The sequence below is a fragment of the Aeromicrobium sp. SP1 genome (assembly GCF_055663785.1).
In genome coordinates, this window is record NZ_JBQVVK010000001.1 from 914,264 (window position 1) to 932,514 (window position 18,251).

Annotated in this window: 23 protein-coding genes; 16 read left to right on the forward strand and 7 right to left on the reverse strand. The window is 70.0% G+C overall.

Annotated features, from left to right (window positions below):
- Window positions 1-2: 2 nt before the first annotated feature.
- From ACT26F_RS04475 to ACT26F_RS04515, 9 genes are all read left to right on the forward strand, one after another.
- On the forward strand, window positions 3-767 hold the full coding sequence (locus tag ACT26F_RS04475; protein ID WP_471669287.1) for a hypothetical protein: 765 nt from the start codon (window positions 3-5) through the stop codon (window positions 765-767).
- Complete coding sequence (locus tag ACT26F_RS04480; RefSeq protein ID WP_471669288.1) at window positions 764-1,390, forward strand: SipW-dependent-type signal peptide-containing protein; 627 nt, start codon at window positions 764-766, stop codon at window positions 1,388-1,390. The genes ACT26F_RS04475 and ACT26F_RS04480 overlap by 4 nt, the downstream gene beginning before the upstream one ends.
- On the forward strand, window positions 1,387-2,052 hold the full coding sequence (locus ACT26F_RS04485) for a SipW-dependent-type signal peptide-containing protein (RefSeq protein WP_471669289.1): 666 nt from the start codon (window positions 1,387-1,389) through the stop codon (window positions 2,050-2,052). The genes ACT26F_RS04480 and ACT26F_RS04485 overlap by 4 nt, the downstream gene beginning before the upstream one ends.
- An 11-nt stretch (window positions 2,053-2,063) precedes the next feature.
- A complete protein-coding gene (locus ACT26F_RS04490) occupies window positions 2,064-2,546 on the forward strand; it encodes a hypothetical protein (RefSeq protein ID WP_471669290.1) in 483 nt (160 codons plus the stop codon).
- Window positions 2,547-2,603: 57 nt separating this feature from the next.
- A complete protein-coding gene (locus tag ACT26F_RS04495) occupies window positions 2,604-3,107 on the forward strand; it encodes a signal peptidase I (protein WP_471669291.1) in 504 nt (167 codons plus the stop codon).
- A 101-nt stretch (window positions 3,108-3,208) separates the two neighbouring features.
- The gene (locus ACT26F_RS04500) at window positions 3,209-3,829 is read left to right on the forward strand and encodes a hypothetical protein (protein WP_471669292.1); all 621 of its coding nucleotides are present in this window, start codon (window positions 3,209-3,211) and stop codon (window positions 3,827-3,829) included.
- 4 nt (window positions 3,830-3,833) lie between these two features.
- Window positions 3,834-4,358, forward strand: coding sequence for a hypothetical protein (locus tag ACT26F_RS04505; RefSeq protein WP_471669293.1), 525 nt, complete (start codon window positions 3,834-3,836; stop codon window positions 4,356-4,358).
- Window positions 4,359-4,399: 41 nt separating this feature from the next.
- Window positions 4,400-5,002 carry a pyridoxal 5'-phosphate synthase glutaminase subunit PdxT gene (gene pdxT / locus ACT26F_RS04510; protein ID WP_471669294.1) on the forward strand — a complete coding sequence of 201 codons (603 nt, stop codon included), beginning with the start codon at window positions 4,400-4,402 and terminating at the stop codon, window positions 5,000-5,002.
- A gap of 28 nt (window positions 5,003-5,030) precedes the next feature.
- Window positions 5,031-5,789, forward strand: a complete 759-nt coding sequence (locus ACT26F_RS04515) for a YebC/PmpR family DNA-binding transcriptional regulator (RefSeq protein ID WP_471669295.1) — start codon at window positions 5,031-5,033, stop codon at window positions 5,787-5,789.
- Window positions 5,790-5,916: 127 nt separating this feature from the next.
- Here ACT26F_RS04515 and ACT26F_RS04520 read toward each other — a convergent pair whose 3' ends face one another.
- Together ACT26F_RS04520 and ACT26F_RS04525 are read right to left on the reverse strand one after the other, a co-directional pair.
- On the reverse strand, window positions 5,917-7,257 hold the full coding sequence (locus ACT26F_RS04520) for an anaerobic C4-dicarboxylate transporter family protein (protein WP_471669296.1): 1,341 nt from the start codon (window positions 7,255-7,257) through the stop codon (window positions 5,917-5,919).
- 1 nt (window position 7,258) lies between these two features.
- Window positions 7,259-8,602, reverse strand: a complete 1,344-nt coding sequence (locus tag ACT26F_RS04525; RefSeq protein ID WP_471669297.1) for a M20/M25/M40 family metallo-hydrolase — start codon at window positions 8,600-8,602, stop codon at window positions 7,259-7,261.
- A 68-nt stretch (window positions 8,603-8,670) separates the two neighbouring features.
- Between ACT26F_RS04525 and ACT26F_RS04530 the strand changes: the two genes are divergently transcribed.
- Window positions 8,671-9,063 (forward strand): hypothetical protein, encoded by a 393-nt coding sequence (locus ACT26F_RS04530; protein WP_471669298.1) that lies wholly within the window; start codon window positions 8,671-8,673, stop codon window positions 9,061-9,063.
- On the opposite strand, the gene ACT26F_RS04535 is transcribed toward ACT26F_RS04530, so the two are convergent.
- Genes ACT26F_RS04535 through ACT26F_RS04550 form a run of 4 tightly spaced genes read right to left on the reverse strand, consistent with a single transcriptional unit; the run spans window position 9,064 to window position 12,350 of the window.
- The gene (locus ACT26F_RS04535) at window positions 9,064-9,735 is read right to left on the reverse strand and encodes a TolB-like translocation protein (RefSeq protein WP_471669299.1); all 672 of its coding nucleotides are present in this window, start codon (window positions 9,733-9,735) and stop codon (window positions 9,064-9,066) included.
- Window positions 9,736-9,752: 17 nt separating this feature from the next.
- On the reverse strand, window positions 9,753-10,382 hold the full coding sequence (locus ACT26F_RS04540) for an MBL fold metallo-hydrolase (protein WP_471669300.1): 630 nt from the start codon (window positions 10,380-10,382) through the stop codon (window positions 9,753-9,755).
- Window positions 10,382-11,485, reverse strand: a complete 1,104-nt coding sequence (locus ACT26F_RS04545; RefSeq protein WP_471669301.1) for an S-(hydroxymethyl)mycothiol dehydrogenase — start codon at window positions 11,483-11,485, stop codon at window positions 10,382-10,384. Before ACT26F_RS04545 ends, ACT26F_RS04540 begins: the two co-directional genes overlap by 1 nt.
- A 10-nt stretch (window positions 11,486-11,495) precedes the next feature.
- Window positions 11,496-12,350 carry a PhzF family phenazine biosynthesis protein gene (locus ACT26F_RS04550; protein ID WP_471669302.1) on the reverse strand — a complete coding sequence of 285 codons (855 nt, stop codon included), beginning with the start codon at window positions 12,348-12,350 and terminating at the stop codon, window positions 11,496-11,498.
- Between the two features lie 83 nt (window positions 12,351-12,433).
- Here ACT26F_RS04550 and ruvC point away from each other — a divergent pair, with 83 nt between their 5' ends.
- Genes ruvC through ACT26F_RS04580 form a run of 6 tightly spaced genes read left to right on the forward strand, consistent with a single transcriptional unit; the run spans window position 12,434 to window position 17,752 of the window.
- Entirely contained in the window at window positions 12,434-12,940 is a 507-nt protein-coding gene (gene ruvC, locus ACT26F_RS04555) for a crossover junction endodeoxyribonuclease RuvC (protein WP_471671650.1), read from the forward strand.
- Window positions 12,937-13,524 carry a Holliday junction branch migration protein RuvA gene (ruvA, locus tag ACT26F_RS04560; protein ID WP_471669303.1) on the forward strand — a complete coding sequence of 196 codons (588 nt, stop codon included), beginning with the start codon at window positions 12,937-12,939 and terminating at the stop codon, window positions 13,522-13,524. Before ruvC ends, ruvA begins: the two co-directional genes overlap by 4 nt.
- Window positions 13,521-14,573 (forward strand): Holliday junction branch migration DNA helicase RuvB, encoded by a 1,053-nt coding sequence (gene ruvB / locus ACT26F_RS04565; RefSeq protein ID WP_471669304.1) that lies wholly within the window; start codon window positions 13,521-13,523, stop codon window positions 14,571-14,573. The genes ruvA and ruvB overlap by 4 nt, the downstream gene beginning before the upstream one ends.
- A 9-nt stretch (window positions 14,574-14,582) precedes the next feature.
- Window positions 14,583-14,897, forward strand: a complete 315-nt coding sequence (gene yajC / locus ACT26F_RS04570) for a preprotein translocase subunit YajC (RefSeq protein ID WP_471669305.1) — start codon at window positions 14,583-14,585, stop codon at window positions 14,895-14,897.
- Window positions 14,894-15,424, forward strand: coding sequence for an adenine phosphoribosyltransferase (locus tag ACT26F_RS04575; RefSeq protein WP_471669306.1), 531 nt, complete (start codon window positions 14,894-14,896; stop codon window positions 15,422-15,424). The genes yajC and ACT26F_RS04575 overlap by 4 nt, the downstream gene beginning before the upstream one ends.
- 21 nt (window positions 15,425-15,445) lie before the next feature.
- Window positions 15,446-17,752, forward strand: coding sequence for a RelA/SpoT family protein (locus ACT26F_RS04580; protein ID WP_471669307.1), 2,307 nt, complete (start codon window positions 15,446-15,448; stop codon window positions 17,750-17,752).
- 120 nt (window positions 17,753-17,872) lie between these two features.
- Here ACT26F_RS04580 and ACT26F_RS04585 read toward each other — a convergent pair whose 3' ends face one another.
- Window positions 17,873-18,160, reverse strand: a complete 288-nt coding sequence (locus tag ACT26F_RS04585; RefSeq protein WP_471669308.1) for a GIY-YIG nuclease family protein — start codon at window positions 18,158-18,160, stop codon at window positions 17,873-17,875.
- Window positions 18,161-18,251: the final 91 nt, after the last annotated feature.

Below are 18,251 nucleotides of genomic sequence, written 5' to 3' on the forward strand. Positions count from 1 at the left end.
GCATGAGCAGCAGGATCGGACGCATCATCGCGCTCGCGGTCGCGCTCGTGCTCGCCCTGCCCGCGACGGCCGCGACTGCCGCGAACCCACCCTCGGACGCGCTGCAGCTGAGCCGTGACGGAGCCTCATGGGGCAGCAGTCTGACCAGTCCGCTCTTCGACCCGAGCCAGCGCTGGGTTTCCGGCGACTCGCACACGAGTGAGTTCCAGGCCCGGAACAACTCGTCCGACGGCGCGGAGTTCCGGCTCCTGGTCGTACCGCAGGTGCAGAGCCTGCTCGCCACGGGTGAGCTCGGCGTCCAGATCCGTCAGGACGACCGCGCCTGGACTCCGTTGACCACGACGTGGACGACCCCGACCTCGCTGGCGTCCGGCGAGTCCACTCGGATCCAGATCCGTGCGTCGCTGCCGTTCGGCGCCTCGACGAACGTGTCGCAGGCCAAGCAGCTCGCCTTCACCGTCCGGACCCAGCTGACCCAGGAGACGGGCGAGGTGGGCGACTCGTCCGCCGAGACGTCACCCGACGGCAGCCTCGCGGGCACGGGAGCCGACCTCCCGCCGTGGCTGCCCGCCGCGGCGATCGGCGTCCTGGGCCTCGGAATCTGGCTCGTCGTCGCCGCCCGGCGCCGGCGCGACGACGAGGAGGGCCCAACGTCCCGCACGAGCCAGGACCTTCGGCCCGTTTCGCCCGGAACCGGGGTCATGTCCAGCCCCCAGCGCCGTTACACAGATGACGGGGAAATTCCCTACGGAGGAGAACGACGATGAGCGCGAAGACACGCAAGATGGGCCGGGTCCTGAAGTCCACCCGGACGCGTGCCTTGTTGAGCCTGGGCATGGTGCTCGGCCTGGCCAGCGTCAGCACCCTCGCGTACTGGACCGACACGGCGACGATGTCGACCGGCACGATCCAGTCGGGCACTCTCGACATCCAGTTGAACAACCTCCAGTCGCACGACGCGACCAACTTCAAAATGTCCGACATGGTGCCGGGTGAGGCGATGGCCTACGGCGTCACCGTGAACCGCGCCGCGAACACCATCCCGTTCACCTACACGATCACCGGTCAGACGTCGGCCACGAACCCCCTCTCCCAGGCGCTCGTGTTCACGGTCCATTCCGGCATCGCCACCTCGTCCACGACGACGAACGGCATCCGCCGGACCGTCTGCACCGGCCCCGACATCTCGAGCGGTGGCAAGTCGCTGAACACGACCGCCCAGGCGCTGGTCACGGGTCGCAACACACTCGCTACACCCGTGGCCGTGAGTTCGACCGTCTACAACGACCCGATCTGTATCCAGGCCAGCCTGCCCACCGCCACGGGCAACGGCGCCCAGGGCCAGAGCACGACCGCCACGTTCAACTTCAACGCGACCCAGCTGCAGTGAGGACCGACACCGACATGACGAACGACAAGCAGAGCACCCGCAAGGGGATCGCGAGCCGCTTCGGCTCGACCCGCACGCGCGCCCTGTTGAGTCTCGGCATCGTCCTGGGCCTCACGAGCCTCAGCACCCTCGCCTTCTGGACTGACGAGGCGACGATGTCGACCGGCACGATCCAGTCGGGCAAGCTCGACATCCAGCTCGACGGCTCCGACAACCTGCCGTCGACGACGAAGCTCGCGATCACGAACCTGGTCCCGGGGGAGAGCGTCGCGGCCTCCGTGAGCGTGCAGCGTGCGGCCAACTCCGTGCCGTTCACGTACACGCTGACGGCCAAGATGAACGAGTCGAACACGCTCGCCTCCGGCCTGCGCTGGCGGGTGTACTCCGGCGGCACCGTCAGCAACACGGCCAATGCCAACGGGATCCGCACGGGCTCCTGCACCGGCGGCACGCTGCTCAGCGCCGACGGTGCCGACCTGAGCTCGCCGGTCACCGTTTTCAGCGGGCGCACCGCACTCGCGACCCCGACAGCGACTCAGCCGACGGCGGTGTCCGAGAACCTGTGCATCACCGCGACGCTCCCGTACGCCTCGGCGGCCAACGACACCCAGAGCAAGTCCGCGACCGCGACCTTCACCTTCAACGCCACCCAGCTGCAGTGAGGAACTGACCGATGATGAAGCGCATGCGTCGCGCGGCCGCTCTGGCCCTCGGCGTCGTCGCGCTCGCCGCCGCAGGCACCCTCGTGACGGTGGAGCCCACGCAGGCCGCCTTCACCGACTCGATCTCCACGGGAAGTTCGGGGGACTTCACGTCGCACACGATGAAGAGCAACGCCCAGCCCGTATGCAGCTCCGAGGGCTTCCTGGTGCTCAAGGACGGGGTCCTCACGTGGCCGCAGGTCGACTCGCGCTACACCTATCTCGTCGAGTTCACCAAGCCGTTCGGCTCGAAATGGACGGAGACGGTCGGTGCGGGGATCGCGAAGGACCAGCCCGTGCGGATGGAGACAGCCGAATTCGCGCTCCTGCAGGAATGGGGTGACTACACCGTGAAGGTCACGGCTCAAATCGCCGGGACCTCGTGGAAGGCGCCGACGTCGACCACGTCGCAAATGAACCGTTCACCTGTCATCGGCTGGAACTGCCCCCGCTGATCGACGCCCCGGCCAACTGCGCCGGTGTCCCAAGTCCACGTGCGCCACAATGGGGCGATGACCTGGAAGCATCGACTGCGCGAGATCGTGCTCTGGGCCGGCGCGGCCCTCGGCCTGCTGTGCATCGTCTGGACGATCGTGATGCTGGCGTTCGGTCTGACCCCCCTCGTGTTCACCTCCGGCTCGATGTCTCCCGCGATCGAGGCCGGTGACCTCGCGTTCGCCAAGACGATCGACGCGGACGAGGTGGAGGTCGGCGACATCGTCAGCGTCCTGAACGAGAAGGGCACCCGCATCACCCACCGCGTCGTCCAGGTCGACCCGACGGAGGACGGCGCCGTGCTCACTCTGAAGGGCGATGCGAACGCCGCGCCCGACGAGGAGGTCTACGAGGTCACGACGGTCGAGAAGGTGCTGTTCCACATCCCGAAGGCCGGGTACGTCGTCAACGCGGTCAGCTCGCCGTTCGGGATGTTCGTCGGGGGCCTGCTCGTCGCGGCCGCGCTCTTCTTCGCCTTCAGTCGACGTGAGCAGGCGAGCCCCGATCCGACTGACGAGTGATGTCCGGGGTGTGAGGTCACTGATCGTCCGATCCGACGATCCGGCCTGACGGTCTGCCTCCGAGGCCGCCTTTCCGTCACAATGATCCGGAAGGGGTTCACGTGGTCGAATCGGACGAGGTCGGAGGAGGACCGGGGCGACGATGGTCGTCGCGGGTCCGGGCCCTGCTGAGCCTCGGCGTCGTCCTCGGAGTCGGTTCTGTCGCCACCCTCGCCGTCTTCACCGACCAGGCGATCATGTCCACGGGCACGGTCAAGGCCGCCATCCTGGACCTCAAGCTCAACGGGGAGGACGCGTGGAGCGCGACGTCCTTCGCCGCGCCGACCGCGCTGCCCGGTGGCACGACCGCGGTGACGGTGCCGGTGCAACGAGCCGTGGGATCGGCCGCCTTCACCTATGGCGCGACAGGGGCGGTTTCGACATCCAACGACCTGAGCAGCAACGCACGGGTCAAGATCTACGTGGGGACGGCGACCTCGAGCACGGCCTGCCCCACGACTACCCAGCTGGCAGGCGGCGCGGCCGGGCTGGCGTTGGGCACAGGCAGCACGACGCTGTTCACGGGCCGCACCGCGCTCGCGACTCCTGCGGCGATTCCCACGGTCCCGCAGACCGACGACCTGTGCATTCTCGTCAGCCTGTTGTCCACCACGCCAGTCACGGCGGCCGGCCAGTCCACGACGTTCACCTTCGCCTTCAGCGCGACGACACCCGGAACGTGAACGGATGGCCACCCACGAGCGTCTCCGCGCCATCCTCGTCGTCGCACTGGTCGCGTTCAGCTCGGGTGTGGCGGCGGTCCTGATGTCCGTGCAAACGACCGAGGCGGCCTTCACCGACGACGCGACGATGACCTCCGGGAAGTTCACCGCGGTGCCCCTGCCGGCCCGGCCCACCTCGATGCAGTGCACGGATGGCGGGATCGGCAAGGCCGACCTGACCGTCCCCAACCCGAACAGCCCCGCCGGGACCCCTTACGCCTACGTGGTCCAGCTCGCCAACAATTCAGCGTGGACCAATCCCGAGACATACGTCCTGCAACCCGCAGCCGGCGCCACGCGGACCTACGTGGTCGATGGAAGGCTGCTTGGCGACCTGTTCAGCGGCATCGAATGGTTCGCTCGGATCTTCGCGGCCTATGTCGACCCGGGAGGCACGGTGACATGGCGGTCCACCGACTACCGTGCGTGGAGCCTCAACCGGGTCATACTCACCAACTGGTTCAGTTGCAAGGCCAACCTCACCCCGTAGCGGCCCGCAGGCGGTGGGGACGACCTCACTAGACTCGGCGGGTGAACTCAGCCCCCACCGTCGGCGTCTTCGCCCTGCAGGGTGACGTGCGCGAGCACCTCGCGGCCCTCGACCGGGCGGGGGTGAACGCCCTGGCGGTCCGCCGGCCCGAGGAGCTGGCGACGTGCCATGCGCTGGTGCTGCCGGGCGGTGAGTCCACCACCATGTACAAGCTCGCGCGGACCTTCGAGCTGTTCGACCCGTTGCAGGAGCGGATCCGCGGCGGCATGCCCACCTTCGGCACGTGCGCCGGGATGATCATGCTGGCCGAGAAGATCGAGGACGGGATCATCGGCCAGGAGACGCTCGGCGGACTCGACATCGTCGTGCGCCGCAACGCCTTCGGACGCCAGGTCGACTCGTTCGAGACCAACCTGGACTTCGCCGGACTCGACGAGCCCCTGCACGCGGTGTTCATCCGCGCGCCGTGGGTCGAGTCGGTCGGCTCGGGGGTCGAGGTCCTCGCCCGCGTTCGCGGGGGAGCGGCCGACGGTAGAATCGTTGCGGTTCGACAACGCAACGTCATGGCCACGTCGTTCCACCCGGAGATGTCGGGCGACGATCGCGTCCACCGCAGCTTCGTCGAGTTCATCGCCCAGTCCTGACCGCTGGGCCGTAGGAGGTAGGGAAGTCATGTCGGGCCACTCCAAATGGGCGACCACCAAGCACAAGAAGGCCGCGATCGACGCCAAGCGCGGCAAGCTGTTCGCCAAGCTCATCAAGAACATCGAGGTCGCGGCTCGCACCGGCGGCGCCGACGTCGAGGGCAACCCCACGCTCTATGACGCGGTCCAGAAGGCCAAGAAGCAGTCCGTCCCGAACGACAACATCGACCGCGCCGTCAAGCGCGGCGGCGGGCTCGACGGCGCGGGCGTCGACTACACGACGATCATGTACGAGGGCTACGGCCCGAACGGCGTCGCGTTCCTCATCGAGTGCCTCACCGACAACAAGAACCGTGCCGCGATGGAGGTCCGCACGGCCATGACCCGCAACGGCGGGACGATGGCCGATCCGGGCTCCGTGTCGTACCTGTTCCACCGCAAGGGCGTCATCATCGTGCCCGCCGAGCAGGAGGGCGGCGCCACGAACGAGGACGACATCCTGATGGCCGTGCTCGACGCCGGCGCCGACGAGGTCAACGACCTCGACGGCTCGTTCGAGGTCGTGTGCGAGCCCACCGACCTGGTCGCGGTGCGTACGGCGCTGCAGGAGGCGGGACTCGACTACGACTCGGCCGACGCCTCGTTCGTGCCGAGCGTCACCGTCGAGGTCGACGCCGACGGCGCCGCCAAGGTCGTCCGGCTGATCGACGCCCTCGAGGACAGCGACGACGTCCAGAACGTCTACGCGAACTTCGACGCCTCCGACGAGGTCATGGCCGAGCTCTGAGCTCGACCTCCCGGGTCCTCCGCGAAATGTGTAGCGGTATCCACACTTTGTGCTCTCATCGGCGCTGAATCCGGTGGATATCGCTACACATCGCGCCCGCGGTCGCGGGATCAGGTGAGTCGCGGGATCAGACGAACAGCAGGCTGATCGCGAGGCCGACGCCGACGGCCACCGCGCACATGATGATCGTCGGGACGATGAACGAGTGGTTCAGGACGTACTTGCCGATCTTCGTCGAGCCGGTCTGGTCGATCTCGACCGCGGCCAGCTGCGTGCCGTTGGCGGGCAGAAGGAACACGCCGCCCATGGCCGGCAGGTAGGCGGCCAGCGCGGGCGTGCCGATGCCCAGGCTCATGCCGAGCGGGATCATCGTGTTGACCGAGGCCGACTGGCTGGTCGTCATGCCGGCGACGATGAACATGCCGATCGCCAGGAACCACGGGGCCTCCTGGGCCACGTCGGTCAGGCCGCCGATGATCGTCTCCTCGTTGTTGGCGATGAACGTGTTCGCGAGCCACGCGATGCCCAGCAGCGCGATGATCGCGGTCAGGCCCGACTTCGTCAGCGGCGCGTCGAGCACCTCGGTCGGCTTGACCTTGCCGACGTACATGACCGCGAGCGCCACGACCAGCATCAGCACGATCAGCAGCGTCGTGAGCGAGAGCTTCGGGTTGTCGGGGTCGACCGCGCCGTAGGGCGGCAGCAGCTCGTCGAACAGGCCCAGCACCACGACGATCACGACGCCGGACAGGAACACGAGCGCGGCGGCCTTCGCGCCAGGGCGCAGGGTCACGTTCGCGGCCGTCTTGCGACCCGGAGGCTGGATGAGGCCCTCCGCGAGGCGGCGCTGGTACTCCTCGTCGTCGTCGAGGTCTTTGCCCCAGCGTGAGTAGATGGCGGCCGAGACGAGCACGGCGATCAGGCCGGACGGCAGCGTGATCGCGAGGATCTGGCCCAGCGAGAGCGCATCGCCCTGCGAGGCGGTCAACCCGACGAACGCCGCCATCGCCGCGGAGACGGGGCTCGCGGCCAGCGCGATGCCCGACGAGGCGACCGACGTGCCGAGGGCGCGCTCGGGCCGGATGCCGCGCTCGTACGCGACCTCGTAGATCACCGGCAGGAGCGGGAAGGCGATGTTGCCGGTGCCGGCTCCCGCGCAGAACAGGAACGTCACGACGGGCGCGAGGAAGTTCACCATCGACGGTCGGGACCGGATGATCCGCTCCGCGACCGTCACGAGGTAGTCGATGCCACCGGCCGCCTGCATCGCCGACGCCGCCGTGATGACCGCGAGGATCACCAGGATGGCGTCGCGCGGGATGTCTCCCGGCGTCGCCTGGAAGACGAACAGCAGGATCAGGACGCCGACGGCGCCCCACAGGCCGAGGCCGATCCCGCCCGTGCGGACGCCCATGTAGATCGCGCCGACGACGACGAGCGCCTCCAGCACCAGCACGACGTTGTCCATGTCAGCTCCCCTCCGCCAAGGCCTGCAGGAGCAACGCCTGGGCCAGTGCCATCTTCTCGATCTCGGTCGGGTCGACGCTCTCGTTCGGTCCGTGGATCGCTGCCCGCTGCTGGTCCTCGGCGCCGAACAGCACGAAGTCGGCGTCGGGGCTCGCATCGCGCAGGGTGTCCAGAAGCGGGATGGACCCGCCCGAGCCCACCGTCGTGACCGGTCGCCCGTACGCCTGCTCGAGGGCGGTCGTCATCGCCGCGAAGGCCGTGCCGTCGGTGCCCTGCGAGAACGGCGGCGAGAGCTTGTCCTCGGTCACCGTGATCCGGACGTTGCCGGGGGCGTGGTCGCACAGGAACTCCACGAGCTTGTCCATCGCGTCGCGCGGGTCCTGGCCCGCGGGGATGCGCATCGCCACCACGGCGGCCGCGTTCGCGTGCAGGACGTTGCTGGCTTCCTTGACCGAGGGCGCGTCGATGCCCAGCACGCTGATCGACGGTTTCGACCACAGCCGCGAGGCGACCGCCCCGCTGCCGACGAGATCGACTCCCGAGAGCACTCCGGCGTTCGCACGCAGCATCTCCTCGGTGAACTCGGCCCCGTCCCACTCTGAGGACGCGATCCCCGGCACGGCGCAGTCGCCGTGCTCGTCGGTCAGCTGGTCGAGCAGCCGGATGAGCGCCAACAGCGCGTCCGGCGCGGCACCGCCGAAGAGTCCGGAATGGATGGGGTCCTCGAGCGTCTCGATCCGGACGATCGCCTTCACATGACCGCGCAGCCTCGTGGTCAGGACGGGCTCGCCGACGACGAGGTTGCCCATGTCGGCCACGAGCATGACGTCGGCCCCGAACCGCTCGGGGTGCTGCTCGACGTGCGCCTCCAGATGACTGACGGTCTCCTCCTCGCCCTCGATCACGAGCCGCACGCCCACCGGCGGCCTGCCGTCGAACGCGGCCAGCGTGGCGAGGTGGATCGCGATGCCGCTCTTGTCGTCGGCGGCGCCGCGACCGTGGATGCGGCCGTCGACCTCGGTGGCGACGAACGGGTCGGTGTCCCAGCCCTGCTCGACGGGGGCCGGCTGGACGTCGTAGTGCGCGTACATCAGGACGGTCGGCGCACCGTCGGGCGCGGGGATCTCGGCACACACCGCGGGGTAGCCGCCCTCGATCGGCTCGAGTCGCGCGTCGACGCCGATCGCGGTGAAGGCGTCGACGGTGCGCTGGGCCATCTGGTGAACGGGGTCGGACGGGAAGCCGGGGAACGCGACCGAGGCGATCGCGACCATCTCCTCGAGCGTCGAACGGACGCTGGGCATCGTCGCGGCGACCGCTGCCGCGAGCTCCTTCTCGGTGGACATCACGACCTCCTCGACGGCGCGGCGTTGCGCCTCGATCAGCACTCTATGGCCGTGGGAGGGTGAGGGCCATGAACCGGCGCGTCTCCACCTCCGACGGGGTGGGCTGGACCGTGAGCGTCGGCCGGCCCCGCCTGCGGTCGGGCAGGGCGGACCTCGCCGTCGGCCACGTCGAGGAGGAGGGCGGCTTCGGCCCGCTGCTGCTGGTCGCTCCGATCGTGCTGCTGCTCCTGCTGACCCCCGTCCTGATCGAGTCCGGTCGCGGGTGGGTCCTGCTGTTCGTGCCCGTCCTGATGGCCGCGGTGTGGGCCCTGTTCGCGCGCTACCCGGTCGAGATCGGACGCGACGGCGCCGACCGTCCCCTGCACCGCACCCTGGTCGCCGGCCGTCGCCGGGCCCGCCGGGTCGCCGACGAGCTGGCGGCCGAGATCGAGCGCACCCCCGACGCGCTGCTCGGCGACTGATCAGCCGATCAGCGAGATCTCGGCGAGGTCCACGGAATCGCTCGGGTACGTCATGACGCGGTCGCGGGCGAGGTCCAGGATGTAGGACTTCGCGCCGTCGTCGGTGCTGAACGCGACCCATCGGTGGTTCGCCTCGACGTCGTCCGCGGCAGCAGCGATCCGGTACGCGCCGTACACGGGGGAGTCGACGAGCAGGTCGTGCCGCTCGCACGTCACGCGCACCCCCTGGTCGGCGAAGGCACAGGCCTCCGCGAGGGTGGCGTCGCGCACGGGCGTGGCCGCGCCACCGTCGAGCGGGACCCGCACGACGTCGTCGGTGTCGGCGAAGTAGACGCCGTCGTCCATGAGGACGGGCCGGGTGTCGTCGGGGACGTCGTCGGCGAGGGTCGTGACGGCTCCGGTCTCGGGATCGCGGGCGACGAGGTCGTCGCCGTCGAGCACGAGGATCTGGGAGCCGTCGGGGGCGTTGCCGGCGTAGACGGCCGGGGCGCCGTCGACGGACTCGGGAGCCTCGACGGCGATCCGGTAGTCCTTGCCCTCGACGAAGGGCGGTGCGCCGGCCAGGTCGACGACCGTCGGCCCGGCGATCGCCGCCTGCGGCGCAGGGTCGCCCGAGGAGCATCCCGCCAACGCCATGACCGTCGCGATCACCGCGATCCACCCCCGTGCCACGCCGACGACCCTAGCGTTCAGTGGCCGCGGGCGATCCAGGCGTCCAGATCGGGGGACTCGGCGCCGATCGTGGTGTCGTCCCCGTGTCCGGTGTGCACGACGGTCTCGGGCGCCAGGGTCAGCAGTCGTTCCCGGATCGAGTCGATGATCGTGTCGAAGCTGGAGAAGCTGCGGCCGGTGGCGCCGGGGCCGCCGGCGAACAGCGTGTCGCCGCTGAACACGACGCCCAGCTCGGGCGCGTGCAGGCACGTGCTGCCGGGGGAGTGACCCGGGGTCGCGAGGGCCCTCAGGGTCGTGCCCGCGACGGTGAGCTCGGTGCCGTCGACGAGGTCGTGATCGGGCGAGGCGTCGCCGTTCTCGGCCTCCCACAGCATCGCGTCCGCCGAGGGGAACCAGATCGGTGCGCCAGTGGCCTCACGCAGGTCGAGGGCGGCGTTGACGTGGTCGTTGTGGCCGTGCGTGAGGACGATCGCCACGACGGTGCGGTCGTCGACCGCGTCGAGGATCGCGGCCGCGTCGTGCGGCGCGTCGATCACGATCACCTCGCGGTCGTCGCCGACGAGCCAGACGTTGTTGTCGACGTCCCACGTGCCGCCGTCGAGGCTGAACTGCCCCGAGGTGACGACCTGCTCCACGCGCGCGCCCATCAGAGCACCACCACGCTGCGCAGCACGGCGCCCTCGTGCATCCGGTCGAACGCGGCCTCGACGTCCTCGATGCCGATCCGCTCGGTCACGAAGGCGTCGAGGTCGAGCCGGCCCTGCCGGTAGAGGTCGACGAGGACGGGGAAGTCGCGGCTGGGCAGGCAGTCGCCGTACCAGCTGGACTTGAGCGCGCCGCCGCGCCCGAACACGTCGATGAGCGGGATCTCGGGGATCACCATGTCGGGTGTCGGCACGCCGACCAGGACGACCGTTCCGGCGAGGTCCCGCGCGTAGAACGCCTGCTTCCACGTCTCGGGCCGGCCGACCGCCTCGATCACGACGTCGGCACCCTCGGCGCCCTCGTAGGTCTCGGCGCAGATCCGCTTGATCTCCTCGACCGGATCGACGGTCGACGAGTCGATCGTGTGCGTCGCGCCCAGCTGCTCGGCCCGGGCCAGCTTCGCCGGGTCGATGTCGACCGCGATGATCGGGCTCGCGCCGGCCAGAGCGGCACCGGCGATCGCGGCGACCCCGACTCCGCCGCACCCGATCACGGCGGCCGACCGGCCTCGGGTCAGGCCGCCGGTGTTGATCGCCGCGCCCAGTCCGGCCATCACGCCGCAGCCGAGCAGGCCGACAGCGGCCGCATCGGCCGACGGGTCGACCTTCGTGCACTGACCGGCCGCGACGAGGGTCTTCTCGATGAACGCCCCGATGCCGAGCGCGGGGGACAGCTCGGTGCCGTCCTCCAACGTCATCCTCTGCTTCGCGTTGTGCGTCGCGAAGCAGTACTGCGGGTCGCCGCGCCGGCACGCGCGGCACTGTCCGCACACGGCTCGCCAGTTCAGGACCACGAAGTCGCCCGGCGCGACCTCGTCGACGCCGTCACCGACGGCCTCGACCACGCCCGCGGCCTCGTGCCCGAGCAGGAAGGGGAACTCGTCGTTGATCCCGCCCTCGCGGTAGTGCAGGTCGGTGTGGCACACCCCGCACGTCTGGATCCGCACGACGGCCTCGCCCGGTCCTGGGTCGGGGACGATCACGTTCTCGAGGGTGACGGGGGCGCCTTTGCTGCGGGCGACGACACCGCGAACTGTCTGGGGCATGACCCCCACGCTAGATGAGTGCCACACCCCGGAACAGCGTGTGCGTCGCACCACCGACGACGACCGTGCCGTCGGCGGCCGTCGAGATCGCGATCCGGCCGTCCCGGTGAAGTCGGCTGCCCTGCGTGACCGAGTAGTTCCCGTCTACCTCGCCGGTGCGCAGGAACCACTGGGCGACGGAGGCGTTCATGCTGCCGCAGACGGGATCCTCCGTGAAGCCGCCGCCGAGCCCCGGCGCGAAGGTGCGCAGCTCGAAGGCGTGCTCCGACCCCGGCGGGTGGGCGCCCACCGCGCCGACCATCGCGTCCGGGATGAGCGAGAGGTCGGGCTCGAGGTCGAGCACCTCACGGGCCGTCGCGAGCCGCACGACGGCCCAGCCGGGCCCGTTGTCCACCCACTGGTGGGCCAGCACCTGCTCGCGCTCGATGCCGAAGGCGTGGACGATCTGGTCCACGTACGCCTCGTCCAGGTTGCCGTCGCGCAGCGTCGGCGGTGCCGTGAAGGCCAGCCCGTGATCGTCGCGTCGGACGTCGACCAGTCCCGCGGCACACTGCTGGACGATGCAGTGCGGATCCCGCGGGACACCGCCGGACTCGAGCCATGCGTGCGCGGAGCCGAGGGTCGGGTGGCCGGCGAACGGGAGCTCGCCCCCGGTCGTGAAGATGCGCAGCCGGTAGTCCGCCGACGGATCGGTGGGCGGCAGGACGAACGTGGTCTCCGACAGGTTCGTCCAGCGTGCGACTCGCTGCATCGACTCGTCGTCCAGGCCCTGCGCGTCGAGGACCACCGCAACCGGGTTGCCGAGATACGGGGTCGTCGAGAACACGTCGACCTGCGAGAACGGGCGAGGGCGGGGCGTCGTCATGGTCTCCACCTTGCCACCGGCGTGGCGTGCGACGGTGCCGCGGCACGGCTCCTAGGATGTCGAACATGCGTTCTGTTCGCGTCCTGGGCATCGACCCCGGGCTCACCCGCTGCGGCGTCGGTGTCGTCGAGGGCAGCGTGGGCCGCCCGCTGCACCTGGTCGACGTCGGGGTCGTGCGCACGCCCGCCGATCTCGAGCTGTCGCGCCGCCTGTTGCGGATCGAGCAGGCCCTCGACGCGCTCGTGGTCCGGCTGCGGCCGGACGTCATGGCGGTCGAGCGCGTCTTCAGCCAGCACAACCTGCGCACCGTGACGGGAACGGCCCAGGCCAGCGGGATCGCGATGCTGGTCGCCGCCCGCCACGGGGTCGACGTCCACCTGCACACCCCGTCGGAGGTCAAGGCCGCCGTCACCGGCAACGGTCGCGCCGACAAGGACCAGGTCGGCGCGATGGTCGCCCGCCTGCTGCGCCTCAGCGCGCCGCCCAAGCCCGCGGACGCCGCGGACGCCCTTGCCCTGGCGATCTGCCACCTGTGGCGCGGTACCGCTCACAACCGGCTCGCCGAGGCCGTCGCGGGAGCCCGCCGGTGATCGCGCACGTGCGCGGCACGGTCACGACCGTGACCCTGAACGCCGCCGTGATCGACATCGGAGGTCTCGGCCACCACGTCATGTGCACGCCGTCGACGATCGCGTCCCTGCGGCTCGGCACGGAGGCCACGCTGTGGACCTCGCTCGTCGTCCGCGAGGACTCGATGACGCTGTACGGCTTCGCCGACGCCGAGGAACGCGACATGTTCGAGCTCGTGCAGACCGCGAGCGGCGTCGGGCCCAAGGTCGCCCAGGCGATGCTCGCCGTGCTGCCGCCCGATCGGCTGCGCACCGCGATCGCCTCGTCCGACCACGCCACCCTCACGAAGGTTCCGGGCATCGGCAGGAAGGGCGCCGAGCGGATCGTCGTCGAGCTCAAGGACCGCGTCGGGTCCGTCGTCACGGCGACGGCCCCGGCGGCCGCCGCGTGGCGTGACCAGGTGCACGAGGCACTCGTCGGTCTGGGCTGGTCGGCCAAGGACGCCGATGCCGCGATCGAGCGCGTCGCGGACGGCGTCGGCGACGCCCCCGACGTCTCGGCGATCCTGCGGGACGCCCTCCGGTCGATGGACCGGTCGCGATGACCGACTTCGACGGTGACTTCGAGTCGATCATCGCCGAGGCGGCCGGACCGGAGGAGCGCGCCTTCGAGCAGGCCCTGCGTCCCCGCACGCTCGACGAGCTGATCGGCCAGGAGCGCGTGCGCGAACAGCTCTCGCTCGTGCTCGACGCCGCCGTCGCCCGCGGCCGCACGCCCGACCACGTGCTGCTGTCCGGTCCGCCCGGACTCGGCAAGACCACGATCGCGATGATCATCGCCCACCAGCTCGCGGCGCCCCTGCGCCTGACCAGCGGTCCGGCGATCCAGCACGCGGGCGACCTCGCCGCGATCCTGTCCGGCGTCAACGAGGGCGACGTCGTGTTCATCGACGAGATCCACCGGATGAGCCGCCCGGCCGAGGAACTGCTCTACATGGCGATGGAGGACTTCCGCGTCGACGTCATCGTCGGCAAGGGACCGGGGGCGACCGCGATCCCGCTGGAGATCCCGCCGTTCACGGTCGTCGGCGCCACGACCCGCGCCGGTCTGCTGCCGGGCCCGCTGCGCGACCGCTTCGGCTTCACTGCCCAGCTCGACTACTACGCCCCCGACGACCTCGACCGGATCGTGCGCCGCTCGGCCGACCTGCTGTCGCTGTCGGTGTCGGCCGACGCCTCCGCCGAGATCGGCTCGCGCTCGCGCGGCACGCCCCGCATCGCCAACCGCCTGCTGCGCCGCGTCCGCGACTACGCCGAGGTCCGCGCCGACGGCGCCGTCGACCACGCGATCGCTCGCGCGGCCCTCGCGCTCTACGAGGTCGACGACCTCGGCCTCGACCGGCTCGACCGTGCCGTCCTGACGGCGCTGTGTGCGAACTTCGGCGGGGGACCGGTCGGCATCTCGACGCTCGCGGTGGCGGTCGGCGAGGAGCGCGAGACGGTCGAGGAGCTGGCCGAGCCGTTCCTCGTCCGGCTGGGGTTCCTCGCCCGCACCCCGCGCGGCCGGATCGCGACCCCGGCGGCGTGGCAGCACCTCGGGCTGAGCGCCCCGACGGGCCCGGCCCAACTGAGCCTGGACGACGCCGCCGACTAGAGTCGTGGCGTGATCGAGACCCTGCTGCCCATCGCGCTTCTCGTCGTCGTCTTCTACCTGCTGATCGTGCGGCCCATGCAGGCCCGCCAGAAGCAGTACGGAGCCCTGAGGAGGATGCAGGACGCGCTCAGACCCGGCGCCCAGGTCATGATCAGCAGCGGCATCCACGGCACGATCACGACCGTCGACGAGGACACAGTCGGTCTCGAGATCGCCCCGAACACCGTCATCACCGTCGCCCGCGCGGCCGTCGCCGAGATCGTCGAGCCCGGGCCCGACGCCGAGCCCGACACCGACGCGCCCGAGACCGAGAGCCCCGAGTGAGCGACTTCGCCGCCCTCGCGGGGCGCCTCATCCGCGCCATCGAGGACTGGCCTGCGCCCGGCGTCACCTTCCGCGACATCACGCCCCTGCTGGCCGACCATGACGGCCTCGTCGCCACCGGGCGTGCGCTGGCCGAGGCCGTGGCGCACCTCGGCCCGATCGACGCGGTCGCCGGCGTCGAGGCGCGCGGCTTCCTGCTGGCCCCGCTGCTCGCAGAGCAGCTCGGCGCGGGACTCATCCCGGTGCGCAAGGCCGGCAAGCTCCCCGCCGACACGATCGCGGAGTCGTACGCGCTCGAGTACGGGGAGGCCACGATCGAGGTGCACCGCGACGCCGTCGCGCCGGGGCAGCGCGTGCTCGTGGTCGATGACGTGCTGGCCACCGGGGGCACCCTCGAGGCGGCCAACCGGCTGTTCGCGCGGCTCGACGCCGAGGTCGTCGCCGATGTGGTCCTGATCGAGCTGCTTGGGCTGGCCGGGCGTGACCGCCTTGCCGGTACGCCGTTGGTCTCACTGCTGGAGTTCTAGACTGACGGGAAGGAGGGACGCGTGGCCGAGCGTACCGAGAAGCCGCCCGTGGAGGCGGTGAGCAAGCCGACGGAGCCGAAGTCGCAGGACTCGGCTCCTGCTTCCGCGCGCGTCCGCAGCCGTCTCTCGCGGATCGGCGGCAGGAGTCCCAGCAGCAATCCAGTCCTCGACCCGCTGATCAAGATCTACCGCGACACCCATCCCAAGGGCGACGTCACGTCGATCCAGAAGGCCTACAAGGTCGCGGCCACGATGCACGAGGGCCAGAAGCGCAAGAGCGGCGACCCGTACATCACCCACCCGCTCGCCGTGGCCACGATCCTGGCCGAGCTCGGCATGACGGCGCCCACGCTGTGCGCCGCGCTGCTGCACGACACCGTCGAGGACACGGCTTACACGTTCGAGGAGCTGCGCAAGGACTTCGGCGACGAGGTCGTGCATCTCGTCGACGGCGTCACGAAGCTCGACAAGGTCAAGTACGGCGACTCGGCGCAGTCCGAGACGATCCGCAAGATGGTCGTCGCGATGGCGCGCGACATCCGGGTCCTGGTCATCAAGCTGTCCGACCGACTGCACAACATGCGGACGCTGCGGTACCTGCGCCAGGACAAGCAGGAGCGGATCGCCCGCGAGACGATCGAGATCTTCGCGCCGCTGGCCCACCGGCTCGGCATGAACACGATCAAGTGGGAGTTGGAGGACCTCGCGTTCGCGACCCTGCACCCCAAGGTCTACGACGAGATCGTGCGGCTCGTCGCCGAGCGCGCACCGTCGCGTGAGGCGTTCCTCGAGCGGGTCATCCGCGACGTCAACTCCGATGTCGGCCACGCCAAGATCAAGGCGAAGGTGACCGGCCGACCCAAGCACTACTTCTCGATCTACCAGAAGATGCTCGTGCGCGGCCGCGAGTTCTCCGACATCTTCGACCTCGTCGGAGTGCGGATCCTCGTCGAGGACGTCGCCGACTGCTACGCCGTCCTGGGCGTGCTGCACGCCCGCTGGAACCCGATTCCCGGCCGCTTCAAGGACTACGTCAGCGTGCCGAAGTTCAACATGTACCAGTCGCTGCACACGACGGTCATCGGTCCGCAGGGCAAGCCCGTCGAGCTGCAGATCCGCACCTTCGCGATGCACCGGCGCGCCGAGTACGGTGTCGCCGCGCACTGGAAGTACAAGGAGGAATCGCTCAAGGGCAGCAGCGCCGGTGGCAGCGAGATGATGTGGCTGCGTGAGCTGGTCGACTGGCAGTCCGAGACCGAGGACTCGACGGACTTCCTGGACTCGTTGCGCTTCGAGATGCAGAACGCCGGCGTCTACGCGTACACGCCGCGCGGTGACGTGATCCAGCTGCCGGCCGAGGCCACCCCCGTCGACTTCGCGTACGCCGTGCACACCGAGGTCGGCCACGCCTGCGTCGGCGCCCGGGTCAACGGACGGCTGGTGTCGTTGGAGTCCGTGCTCGAAACCGGCGACGTCGTGGAGATCTTCACCTCGAAGTCGCCCACAGCCGGTCCCAGCCGCGACTGGCTCGACTTCGTCAAGAGCCCGCGGGCCCGCAACAAGATCCGGCAGTGGTTCACGAAGGAACGCCGCGAGGAGGCCGTCGAGCACGGCAAGGACCTCATCGCCAAGCAGATGCGCAAGGGCGGCCTGCCGATGCACCGCCTGTTCCGGCAGGCGAACCTCGACACCGTCGCCAAGGACCTCGGCCTGGCCGACGTCTCGGCGCTGTACGCCGCGGTGGGCGAGGGCAACGTCGGCGCCCAGAACGTCGTCGACCGCGTGCTCGACCTCGCGGGCGGCCGCGAGGGTGCCGAGGAGGACATCGCCGAGGCCGTCGTCCTGCCGTCGCGGTCACGTCTCGCGCCGGCGCGCGGCGATGCCGGCGTCGAGGTCGCGGGCGTCGACGGCGACGTGCTGGTCAAGCTGGCGCGCTGCTGCACGCCGGTTCCCGGCGACGACATCCGAGGCTTCGTCACTCGTGGCGCTGGCATCTCGGTGCACCGCGCCGACTGTCCGAACTTCATGGCCCTGGCCGACCAGACGGCGCGGCTCGTCGACGTGCAGTGGCTCGCGAACGCGAGGACCACGTACCTGGTCGCGATCCAGGTCGAGGCGCTCGACCGCCCGCACCTGCTGTCGGACATCACGAAGGTCATCTCCGACCAGCACGTCAACATCCTGTCGGCCACGCTCAGCACGGGCCGCGACCGCGTCGCCAAGAGCCGGTTCACCTTCGAGATGGCCGACGCCAAGCACCTCGGCGCCGTCCTGACGGCCGTCGGCGGCGTGCAGGGCGTCTTCGACGTCTACCGCGTCACCCAGTGACCCCCGCGGTGATCTCGATACGCCACCTGCTCGCTTCGCTCGCGGTGGCTACTCGATCACCGTTGGGTGGTCGAGTAGCCGGCGAGCTTGCGAGTCGGCGTATCGAGACCACGTCCGAAATCACCTGTTCCAGTTCTGCTTCTTCGCCAGGCCCGGCAGGGCGTCGTAGTCACCGCGCATGAGTGCCTCGCGCTTGGCTCGCGACCAGCCCTGGATGCGCTTCTCGGCGGCGAAGGCATCGACGACGGAGTCGAACTCGTGGTTCCAGATGAGCTCGACGGGGAGCCGGTGCTTGGTGTACGCGGCTCCGCGCCCCTGCTGGTGCTGGTGGAGTCGCGCCGCGAGGTTGCGGGTGCTGCCGACGTAGTAGGAGCCGTCGGAGCAGCGCAGGATGTAGACGTGGGCCACCGGTTCAGGATGGTCGTGATTCGCGGGGGCGGGATGGTTGTCCCCAGGTGAATCCAGGTGAGGTGATCTCGATACGCCACCCTGCTCGCTT

Coding starts and splice junctions, on each gene's coding strand:
- ACT26F_RS04475 (WP_471669287.1), top strand. CDS start 3: ATGAGCAGCAGGATCGGACGCATCATCGCGCTCGCGGTCGCGCTCGTG.
- ACT26F_RS04545 (WP_471669301.1), bottom strand. CDS start 11,485: ATGCCCCAGACAGTTCGCGGTGTCGTCGCCCGCAGCAAAGGCGCCCCC.
- ACT26F_RS04490 (WP_471669290.1), top strand. CDS start 2,064: ATGATGAAGCGCATGCGTCGCGCGGCCGCTCTGGCCCTCGGCGTCGTC.
- ACT26F_RS04505 (WP_471669293.1), top strand. CDS start 3,834: ATGGCCACCCACGAGCGTCTCCGCGCCATCCTCGTCGTCGCACTGGTC.
- ACT26F_RS04520 (WP_471669296.1), bottom strand. CDS start 7,257: ATGGACAACGTCGTGCTGGTGCTGGAGGCGCTCGTCGTCGTCGGCGCG.
- ACT26F_RS04530 (WP_471669298.1), top strand. CDS start 8,671: ATGAACCGGCGCGTCTCCACCTCCGACGGGGTGGGCTGGACCGTGAGC.
- ACT26F_RS04480 (WP_471669288.1), top strand. CDS start 764: ATGAGCGCGAAGACACGCAAGATGGGCCGGGTCCTGAAGTCCACCCGG.
- ACT26F_RS04540 (WP_471669300.1), bottom strand. CDS start 10,382: ATGGGCGCGCGCGTGGAGCAGGTCGTCACCTCGGGGCAGTTCAGCCTC.
- ruvB (WP_471669304.1), top strand. CDS start 13,521: ATGACCGACTTCGACGGTGACTTCGAGTCGATCATCGCCGAGGCGGCC.
- ACT26F_RS04515 (WP_471669295.1), top strand. CDS start 5,031: ATGTCGGGCCACTCCAAATGGGCGACCACCAAGCACAAGAAGGCCGCG.
- ACT26F_RS04525 (WP_471669297.1), bottom strand. CDS start 8,602: ATGTCCACCGAGAAGGAGCTCGCGGCAGCGGTCGCCGCGACGATGCCC.
- ACT26F_RS04495 (WP_471669291.1), top strand. CDS start 2,604: ATGACCTGGAAGCATCGACTGCGCGAGATCGTGCTCTGGGCCGGCGCG.
- ACT26F_RS04550 (WP_471669302.1), bottom strand. CDS start 12,350: ATGACGACGCCCCGCCCTCGCCCGTTCTCGCAGGTCGACGTGTTCTCG.